This is a genomic window from Pseudoalteromonas sp. SIMBA_162, assembly GCF_046535955.1.
In the GTDB taxonomy this organism is placed as follows: Bacteria; Pseudomonadota; Gammaproteobacteria; order Enterobacterales; family Alteromonadaceae; genus Pseudoalteromonas; species Pseudoalteromonas marina.
Genome location: NZ_JAWJBQ010001289.1, coordinates 1 through 233 on the forward strand (window position 1 = coordinate 1; position 233 = coordinate 233).

The following is a 233-nucleotide window of genomic DNA, read 5'->3' on the forward strand; positions in this document are numbered from 1 at the left end:
GGCGCAGCTCGCGACGCAGGGCATCACGCTCGGCATTCGCCTCACGCTGCTGATGTGACAACGCGTCCTCGAAGTCATGCTGCATCGCCGCCAGGGCGTCGCTTTGCTGCGCGGCTTCGGCCTTGCCAGACACCGGCGTCGCGCCGAGCGCACTCAGACGCGTCTGCCAGTCATTGCGCAGCCGGGTCTCCTCGGCGGCCTGACGATCGGCCAGTTGATGCAGACGCGTCAGC

Annotated in this window: 1 protein-coding gene; it reads right to left on the minus strand. The window is 68.2% G+C overall.

The window, feature by feature from the left end; genetic code table 11:
- Nucleotides 1–233: hypothetical protein (locus tag R0J88_RS23800; RefSeq protein ID WP_410901429.1), on the minus strand; the 233-nt coding region annotated here is incomplete at both ends.